Genomic DNA, 8,631 nt, shown 5'->3' on the forward strand with positions numbered 1-8,631 from the left:
AAATAACCGTCCTAATGTGTCCTAATCTGTTAAAAGGGGAATATATATTGGCAGATAATAATAGTAAAACAGTTTAGGACGGTTTAGGACAGTTTTTTAATAGAGAAATATATTGTAACGCTTTACCGCAGGGTGCGGCAAGGTGATTATGCAAACGTATGCCGCATACGCTGAATGGGGTGGTATTATGCGGCGCAGACGGAAAAACGGCAGGAGACTGGCACTTGTCATACTGATACTGATAGTAGCGGCTGGTCTTGGTCTGCTGACCATACGCTTTCAGCGCATTTTCATGGAGTACGCCGTCAACGTCTGCGAGGACAGCGCCATCAAGGAGATCAACACCTTGATGGAGGACGAGGTTTTCTCCCATCCGGACGAATTTGCCGAACTTGTGGTGCTTGAGCGCGACAGCGACAACCGCATCACGGCCTTGCGTACGGATATTATCGCAGTCGGAAAGGTGAAGGCGCGTATCGTCAACGGTCTGTTTGACCGGCTGGATTATCTGGAGGAAACGCAGACCGAGGTGCCGCTCGGCACGGTATTTGCGCCCAATTTGTTTACCGGAATGGGCCCGAGGGTGAAGGTCGGTCTTGCGGGGCTTGCTCAGATGGAGGCGCAGTTCGTCAGCGCGTTTACCTCGGCGGGCATCAACCAGACGCGCCACCGGATTCTCATTGAGGTACACGCCGGCTTCCGCATTCTCACGCCGTTTGGCGGGGAAGACCGGGAAATCGTCTCGACATACCCGGTCACGGACACGGTTATCGTCGGCACGGTGCCCGAACGGTACACCTATATCGGCGGCTCCGGCTCTGATCTGCTCGGCGAAATCCGCGATTACGAGGAAAATTCGGATATTTCTCACGAAATCGGAAAATAATACTTCAAAAACTGCTCGTTATTTGGTATACTTAATCTGTGTGAGTATTTGCTCACACCAAAGGAGTTTTATTATGGACGTGCGTGAGCAGATTACCGCTCTGCGGGAGCAGCTGCGGTATCACAACGAAAAATACTATAACGAGGACGCGCCCGAGATCACCGACTATGAGTACGATATGCTGCAGCGTCAGCTTCGCACGCTCGAGGCCGAGCATCCGGAGATGGCGGACGCGAACTCTCCGACCCAGCGGGTCGGCGGCACGGCGAGCAGCCGGTTTGCCAAGGTGACGCACGCCTACCCGCTCGAAAGTCTGCAGGATGTTTTCTCGTTTGACGAGCTGGGCGAGTTCTATTCCCGTGTGGAGAATGCCGTCGGACAGGCGGAGTACGTTGTCGAGTACAAGATTGACGGCCTTTCGGTCGCGCTTGAATATGTGGACGGCGTGTTCGTCCGCGGTGCGACGCGCGGTGACGGTCAGGTGGGCGAGGACGTAACCAAGAACCTCAAAACCATCAAGGACATCCCGAAAAAGCTGGAGAACGCGCCGCCGCATTTGATCGTGCGTGGTGAGGTCTACATGAAAAAGTCCGTGTTCGATGCCCTCAACGCCGAACTGGAGCTGCACGACAAGCCGCTCCTCGCCAATCCGCGCAACGCGGCGGCGGGTTCTCTGCGGCAGAAGGACAGCAAAATTACGCGGGAAAGAAAGCTGTCCATCTTCTGCTTCAACATCCAGAACAGCGACGAGCTGCCGTTGGAAAGCCATGTGCAGGCGCTCGATTACCTCAAGAGCCTCGGTTTCCCGACAAGTCCGCGCTATCCGGTCTACACCGACCCGCAGGACGTGCAGCGCGAGATTGAGAACATGGGCGAGACCCGCGGTGAGCTGGATTTCGACATTGACGGCGCGGTCGTCAAGGTCAATTCCTTCGCGCAGCGCGAAACGCTCGGCTCGACCGCGAAATTTCCTCGGTGGGCGGCGGCGTACAAGTACCCGCCCGAGGTCAAGCAGACCCTGCTCAAGGATATCGTCATCACGGTAGGGCGCACCGGCGTGCTGACGCCGAATGCCGTGCTTGAGCCGGTAAGGCTTGCCGGTACAACGGTTTCGCGCGCAACGCTGCACAACCGCGATTTTATCCGTCAGCTGGACGCCCGCGTGGGCGACATTGTTTCCGTCCGAAAAGCCGGAGAAATCATTCCGGAGATCATCGGCGTGGAAAAGGACCGGCGTCCGCTGGATTCCGTGCCGTATGAGTTCCCGAAGGTCTGTCCGGTGTGCGGCGCTCCGGTCTACGATGACGAGGACGAAGCCGCGATTCGCTGCACGAGCGCGTCCTGTCCGGCACAGCTGCTGCGCAACCTGATGCACTTTGCGTCGCGTGACGCGATGGACATCGACGGCTGCGGCGAGGGCAACCTGCAAAAGCTGATCGACGCCGGACTGGTCAAGTCGGCGGCTGACCTGTACGACCTGACGGTCGAGCAGCTGCTGCCGCTCGGTAAAAAGGTGGACGTCTGGGCGAACAATCTTGTCCGCTCGATTGAAGCCAGCAAGACCCGCGACCTGTCGCGGCTGCTGTTCGCGTTCGGCATTCGGCATGTCGGCCAGAAGGCGGGCCGCATCCTGAGCGACCACTTCGGCTCGCTCGATGCGCTGCTGACTGCGCCGGTTGAGGAGATGACCGAGATACGCGACATCGGACAGACCACCGCGGAGAGCATCGCCGCCTGGCGGGAGCTGCCGCAGTCGCATACGCTGATCGAAAAGCTGCGCGCGCACGGCGTCAACTTCATCGGTGAAAAGACCGCAAAGAGCGACCTGCTCGCCGGAAAGACCATTGTGGCAACCGGCAGCCTGACGCTCTATACCCGCAAGGAGATCAACGATCTGATCGAGTCTCTCGGCGGCAAAGCGGCCGGTTCGGTCTCGAAAAAGACCAGCTATGTCGTCGCAGGCGAGAATGCCGGCAGCAAGCTGCAGAAGGCGGCGGAGTTGGGTGTTCCGGTGCTGACCGAGGAAGAGTTTAAGACGATGATTGAAGAAGGCAGCGGAAACGCTTAAATAAGATATGCCGTAGGGCACCCCGTCCTACGATAGATCATAAAATTAGTATCATAGATTTAAGATAAATAATTAGGAGGCAAACGACATGGCAATTTCCAGAAAAGAAATTGAGCACATCGCGTCCCTGGCACGTCTGGATTCGACCGGCGGCATTTTCGACCGTCTGGCCGATGACATGCAGGGTATCGTCGCAATGGTGGACAAGCTGGCTGAGCTTGATCTGGGCGATATCACCGATGTTATCAACACCGAGCGCAAGAATGCGTTCCACGAGGACGAAGTGATTCAGGAATTCACACCGGATGAGCTGATCGAGCCGAATGCACCGGACTTCCAGTGCGGCGGCGTAGCAGTTCCGCGTGTTGTCGAGTAAGGAGGGGACAGAATCATGGCACTTTACGAAAAAACTGCGTCCGAGCTGTCCGAGCTGCTCGGCAAAAAGGAAATCTCCGCAGTAGAGCTGGCAAAGGACGTTTTTGCCCGCACCAAGGCGGTAGAGGATAAGGTTCAGGGCTACGTTACCGTAGCCGAGGAAGCAGCGCTCGCGCAGGCTGAGGCTGTTGACAAGAAGCGCGCAAGCGGCGATACGCTTTCCGCGCTGGCCGGTATTCCGATTGCAATTAAGGACAACATCTGCACCAAGGGCACGCTGACCACCTGCGCGTCCAAGATGCTGGGCAATTTCAAGCCGCCGTACAATGCAACCGTTATGGAGAAGCTGATTGCTTCCGATGCGGTCATCACCGGCAAGGCCAACATGGACGAGTTCGCAATGGGCTCCTCCTGCGAGAATTCGGCTATGCACCCGACCCACAACCCGCATGGTCTCGACCGTGTACCGGGCGGTTCCTCCGGCGGCTCCGCTGCTGTTGTTGCAGCAGGCGAGGCTCCGCTGGCGCTCGGCTCGGATACCGGCGGCTCTATCCGTCAGCCGGCGTCCTTCTGCGGCGTTGTCGGCATGAAGCCGACCTACGGTGCGGTTTCCCGTTACGGTCTGATCGCATTCGCGTCTTCTCTCGACCAGATCGGCCCGTTCGGCCGCTCCATCGAGGATGCAGCCATGCTGCTCGATGCGGTTACCGGTCACGATCCGCTGCACGATTCCACCTCTGTCAAGACCCCGTTTGAAGGCTCGCTGCGCGCAAACCTGAACGCGGACGTCAAGGGTCTCAAGATCGGTCTGCCGAAGGAGTATTTCGGCGAGGGCATCTCGGATGCCGTTCGCAAGAACGTTATGGCGGCTGCAGAGGCGTACAAGGCACTCGGCGCGGAGGTATTCGAGATCTCTCTGCCGCTCGTTGAGTATGCACTGCCGATCTACTACATCCTCTCTTCCGCAGAGGCTTCCTCCAACCTTGCCCGTTTCGATGGCGTAAAGTACGGCTACCGCACCCCGAATGCAGGCGATGACATCATCGAGCTGTACACCAAGAGCCGTTCCGAGGGCTTCGGCGCCGAGGTTCAGCGCCGCATCATGCTGGGCACCTACGTTCTGTCCTCCGGCTACTACGATGCGTACTACAAGAAGGCTCGTGCCGCACAGCGCAAGATCCGCGAGGAGTTTGCAAACGCATTTGAGAAGTGCGACGTCATCCTGACGCCGGTTGCGCCGACCACCGCTTACGAGATCGGCTCCAAGACCACCAATCCGCTCGAGATGTACGCAGGCGATATCTGCACGGTTTCCGTCAATATCGCCGGTCTGCCAGGTCTGGTTCAGCCGTGCGGTTTTGATGAGAACCACATGCCGGTCGGCATGCAGCTCATCGGTCCGCGCTTCGGCGAGCAGACGCTGCTGAACGCCGGTCTGGCTTTTGAGCAGGCGTCCGGTCTCAAGAACATCATCGCTGCACTGTAAGGGAGGAAGACAAACATGAAATACGAAGCTGTCATCGGTCTGGAAGTGCATGCGGAGCTGTCCACCAAGAGCAAGATCTACTGCTCGTGCTCCACTGGCTTCGGCGCACCGATCAACACCCACACCTGCCCGGTCTGCACCGGTATGCCGGGCGCACTGCCGGTACTCAACAAGCAGGTTGTACACTACGCCGCAAAGATGGGCAAGGCTACCGGCTGCACCATCAATCAGCTGTGCAAGGCTGACCGTAAGAACTATTTTTACCCCGATCTGCCGAAGGCATATCAGATCTCTCAGTTTGATGTGCCGATCTGCGAGAACGGCGAGGTATTCTTCTATGTGGACGGCGTGAAGCACTCCTGCCGTCTCGAGCGCATCCACTTCGAGGAGGATGCGGGCAAGCTGCTGCATGACGAGATTGACGGCACCATCGTTGACTTCAACCGCTGCGGCGTACCGCTGATCGAGATGGTAACCCGTCCCGACCTGCATTCCTCTGCCGAGGCGAAGGAATTCCTTGAAATGATCAAGACCACCCTGTCCTACCTCGACATCTGCGACTGCAAGATGGAGGAAGGCTCCATCCGTTGCGACGTAAACGTTTCCATCCGTCCGGAAGGCTCCACCGAGCTGGGCACCCGCGTTGAGATGAAGAACATCAACACCTTCTCCGGTGCGGTCCGTGCGATCGATTACGAGATTGCACGCCAGATCGAGGTTGTAGAGAACGGCGGCGAAATCCAGCAGGAGACCCGCCGCTGGGACGACGTTAAGCTGAAGAACACGGTAATGCGTACCAAGGAAGATGCGCAGGACTATCGTTACTTCCCGGATCCGGACCTGATCGCCGTAGAGATCTCCGACGAGTGGCTGCACCAGATTGAGAGCGAGGTTCCGGAGCTGCCGATCACCCGTTACGAGCGTTACCTCAACGAGTACGGCATGACTGCCATGGAGGCGCGTCTGCTGTCTGACAGCTTTGAGAAGGCCGAGCTGCTCGACGCTGCCGCAAAGCAGGTTAAGCCCAAGGCTGCTGCAAACTGGATTCTGTCCGATATCTCCAAGTACCTGAACGACAAGGGCGTAAGCCTCCGCGAGACCAAGATGACCGCAGACAAGCTGGTTGCTCTGGTTAAGCTGATCGAGGCCGGCACCATCTCCGGCAACGCAGGCAAGAAGGTTCTGCCGAGCATGTTCGAGACCGACGAGACCGTTGAGGCTATCGTTGACCGCATGGGTCTCAAGCAGGTATCCGACGAGGGCGCAATTCTGGCCATCGTACAGGACGTTATCGCCAAGAACGAAAAGGCTGTTGCCGACTTCAAGGCAGGCAAGAATGTTACCGGCTTCCTCGTAGGCCAGTGCATGAAGGCTTCCAAGGGTCAGGGCAACCCGCAGATCATCAACAAGCTGATTGCATCCGAGCTGGCAAAGCTGTAATTCAGCTTAAAACCAAATTGATACAAGAGGATACAGAACAGTACTGTTCTGTATCCTTTTTGTGCTTTTTGGGGAGAAATTTGTCGGAGAGAGCGGTTGTATTGGGGAAAAATGTTGTCAATCGACAGATATAGGAGTATAATGCTATTATGTATAAATGGATATGTAGGTATCGACTGGATGAGAAATATAGAAAAGAGTAAAACTGGAATTTGGCAGGTGAAGGAATGCATATAACGGATTGGCTGGAAATACTGGGTGAGCACTTTCCGTTGGTGGTGATCGGCTGCGTTGAGGCACTGCTGGCAGTTGCGCTGCTGTGTGCGGCGCTGCGGAACCGCGGGCAGTGTGCGGATAAAAAAAGGAGCGCACTTCGGCGGGCAGATGAGATTCTGCTGTACAACATGGATCGACAGAGCAATGACGTATGCCTTGTCATGCGTCGGCGCGACCTGCTGCCGCTCTGTGCGGCAGGCGATATGCAGAGCCTGCTCGGTGTGACGTTCGAGCAGCTCCGGCAGGATGTTATGCTGCTTGCGGACGCGCTGGAGGACGGGCAGAACGGCGTTTCTGTCTGGAAGAAATACCGTGCGTGGGACGGAGCGCAGCCGTTCGAGATCGTCCTTCGGACAAAGAACGGCGAGTGGGTGCAGACACAGGGTCTTGACCCGTTTACACAGTCGGCGGCATATTAACGGCTGACCGGCGATGCACCGGCAGCCAACACGGTCGAGGTATCGGTGCAGAACGCTTCGCGCGACGCGGTGTATGCACCGGCTTCGATGGAAAAGGTAACGGACGGTGCCGTGCACGAACGCAGAGACACGCTGCTCAAGGGGCGCGGTCTGTTCGGTACCCGCAATTATACGGTGATCGAGGTTTCGGGTACGCGGCCGTCGTAGCTCATGGTCGCGGAGAGCTGGGTCAGCAGCCCGCAGACCGAGGAGCAGACAGCCTATGCGGAAGCAGAGTCGGTCTATCGCAGCTTTGTGTATGATGCATATACCGCAGCGGACGAGGATTTGCTGCCTATGCTGAACCGTCTGTTCTGGCAGGATTATGATGATGAAAATGACGGCGTTTACAGTGCGCTCAGCCGCATCCGCGAGGTGCTGAAAGCGCAGGTGCGCTACAGCGAGGCTGCCGGAGCCGCACCGAATAATGCGGACCCGATTGCATATTTTCTGACAGACTCGCGGAAGGGCAATGCAGTGCTTTATGCCTCAGCGACCGTGCAGGCGCTGCGGGCACACGGCATTCCCGCACGTTACGCGGAAGGTTACTATCTGCCGATTGCCAAAACGCAGAGCAGCGCGGACGGAACAGCTGCGCTGACCGGTCAGGACGCACATGCATGGGCTGAGGTCTATTTTGACGGTATCGGCTGGCTGCCGGTTGATGCGACGCCGGGTTACTATTTTGACGCGGTTGCGCTGCAGCAGATGGTCAGCCTGCCGGATACGGTGCGCAAAACTGCGGCTATCGACGAAGATCGGTCAGGTGCGGATCAGGTGGTCGAGCCGTCCGGCATCGGTGGTTCCGAGCAGTCCAAGCCGCTGACTGTGGTGAAAAACGTGGCTGCGGTTGGATTCGGTATTGCCGGCATAATTATTGTGCTGTTCACGCTGCTGCTGTGCGCGATGGAGCTGACGCGCATGTTCCTGCTGTGGAATGCGGAACGCAGACGGCGCAGAATGTCGATTGAGGAGCGTGTGCGGCAGTCGCAGAAGCTGATGTTCAAGCTGATTTCCCTCTGGGGAATTGACGCGGCGCTCGGCTGGGAGACCGCAGCGACCGATAAGGCGCTTGCGGACACGCTGCCGTCGGTTAAGCCCGGAGAGTACGAGCGTGTGAACGGTCTGCTTGAGAAAACCATATACGGCGGCATCGCGCTTGAGCCGTTCGAGGAGCGCGCGCTCGATCTGTTCGTGCAGCGGCTTTGGGGAAGAAATGTGAAGAAAAGCTGGAAAATGCGTCTTAAACTGCGGTACGCGTGCTTGTTGGCGGCGAAATAAAAAGAAATCCCGAGGCGATAGGCTTCGGGATTTTTACTATTGCTGTACCTGCGGCAGCAGCAGGCGGAAGGCGCAGAGCAGCAGTTCCTCACGCGTGTGCAGCTGTGCGCTATGCGGAAGAATGCGCTGTCGGATTTCCGGAGAAAGTGCGTAAAAACAGTTGTTAGCCGTTTGATCAATGGACAACAGTGCTGTAAGATTGCAGAAATACTTCATGGAAATTCACCTCGGGATTCAGTATGGACAAGGGGAGAGCAAGCTATACGCAAAAACTTTTGGGAAAAATGAAAAAATGTGTTGACAAAGCGTATCAGGAGAGGTATACTAAATAAGCTGTTGATGAGCGGTTGAGAACAACGAA

General features: G+C 56.9%; 8 protein-coding genes. All 8 read left to right on the top strand.

What is annotated here, in order from left to right; all coding sequences use genetic code 11:
• The first annotated feature begins 187 nt into the window (after window positions 1–187).
• The 8 genes from yunB (at window position 188) to DW806_RS13825 (ending at window position 8,270) form a co-directional block, all read left to right on the top strand.
• Window positions 188–886: a sporulation protein YunB gene (gene yunB / locus DW806_RS13795; RefSeq protein WP_158578388.1), complete on the top strand. Its 699-nt coding sequence runs from the start codon at window positions 188–190 to the stop codon at window positions 884–886.
• Between the two features lie 73 nt (window positions 887–959).
• Window positions 960–2,954 carry an NAD-dependent DNA ligase LigA gene (gene ligA / locus DW806_RS13800; protein WP_118730310.1) on the top strand — a complete coding sequence of 665 codons (1,995 nt, stop codon included), beginning with the start codon at window positions 960–962 and terminating at the stop codon, window positions 2,952–2,954.
• 88 nt (window positions 2,955–3,042) lie between these two features.
• Window positions 3,043–3,330: an Asp-tRNA(Asn)/Glu-tRNA(Gln) amidotransferase subunit GatC gene (gene gatC, locus DW806_RS13805; RefSeq protein ID WP_110436649.1), complete on the top strand. Its 288-nt coding sequence runs from the start codon at window positions 3,043–3,045 to the stop codon at window positions 3,328–3,330.
• Between the two features lie 15 nt (window positions 3,331–3,345).
• On the top strand, window positions 3,346–4,815 hold the full coding sequence (gatA, locus tag DW806_RS13810) for an Asp-tRNA(Asn)/Glu-tRNA(Gln) amidotransferase subunit GatA (protein WP_118481272.1): 1,470 nt from the start codon (window positions 3,346–3,348) through the stop codon (window positions 4,813–4,815).
• Between the two features lie 15 nt (window positions 4,816–4,830).
• Window positions 4,831–6,255, top strand: coding sequence for an Asp-tRNA(Asn)/Glu-tRNA(Gln) amidotransferase subunit GatB (gene gatB / locus DW806_RS13815; RefSeq protein ID WP_110436651.1), 1,425 nt, complete (start codon window positions 4,831–4,833; stop codon window positions 6,253–6,255).
• Between the two features lie 227 nt (window positions 6,256–6,482).
• Window positions 6,483–6,950, top strand: a complete 468-nt coding sequence (locus DW806_RS13820; RefSeq protein ID WP_118730311.1) for a hypothetical protein — start codon at window positions 6,483–6,485, stop codon at window positions 6,948–6,950.
• A gap of 45 nt (window positions 6,951–6,995) precedes the next feature.
• Entirely contained in the window at window positions 6,996–7,157 is a 162-nt protein-coding gene (locus DW806_RS15295; RefSeq protein ID WP_158578389.1) for a hypothetical protein, read from the top strand.
• Window positions 7,158–7,160: 3 nt separating this feature from the next.
• Complete coding sequence (locus DW806_RS13825; protein WP_118730312.1) at window positions 7,161–8,270, top strand: transglutaminase-like domain-containing protein; 1,110 nt, start codon at window positions 7,161–7,163, stop codon at window positions 8,268–8,270.
• Window positions 8,271–8,631 lie beyond the last annotated feature (361 nt).

The sequence above is a fragment of the Butyricicoccus sp. AM32-19 genome (assembly GCF_003480365.1).
Taxonomy (GTDB): Bacteria; Bacillota; Clostridia; order Oscillospirales; family Butyricicoccaceae; genus Agathobaculum; species Agathobaculum butyriciproducens.

Coding starts and splice junctions, on each gene's coding strand:
- yunB (WP_158578388.1), top strand. CDS start 188: ATGCGGCGCAGACGGAAAAACGGCAGGAGACTGGCACTTGTCATACTG.
- ligA (WP_118730310.1), top strand. CDS start 960: ATGGACGTGCGTGAGCAGATTACCGCTCTGCGGGAGCAGCTGCGGTAT.
- gatC (WP_110436649.1), top strand. CDS start 3,043: ATGGCAATTTCCAGAAAAGAAATTGAGCACATCGCGTCCCTGGCACGT.
- gatA (WP_118481272.1), top strand. CDS start 3,346: ATGGCACTTTACGAAAAAACTGCGTCCGAGCTGTCCGAGCTGCTCGGC.
- gatB (WP_110436651.1), top strand. CDS start 4,831: ATGAAATACGAAGCTGTCATCGGTCTGGAAGTGCATGCGGAGCTGTCC.
- DW806_RS13820 (WP_118730311.1), top strand. CDS start 6,483: ATGCATATAACGGATTGGCTGGAAATACTGGGTGAGCACTTTCCGTTG.
- DW806_RS13825 (WP_118730312.1), top strand. CDS start 7,161: ATGGTCGCGGAGAGCTGGGTCAGCAGCCCGCAGACCGAGGAGCAGACA.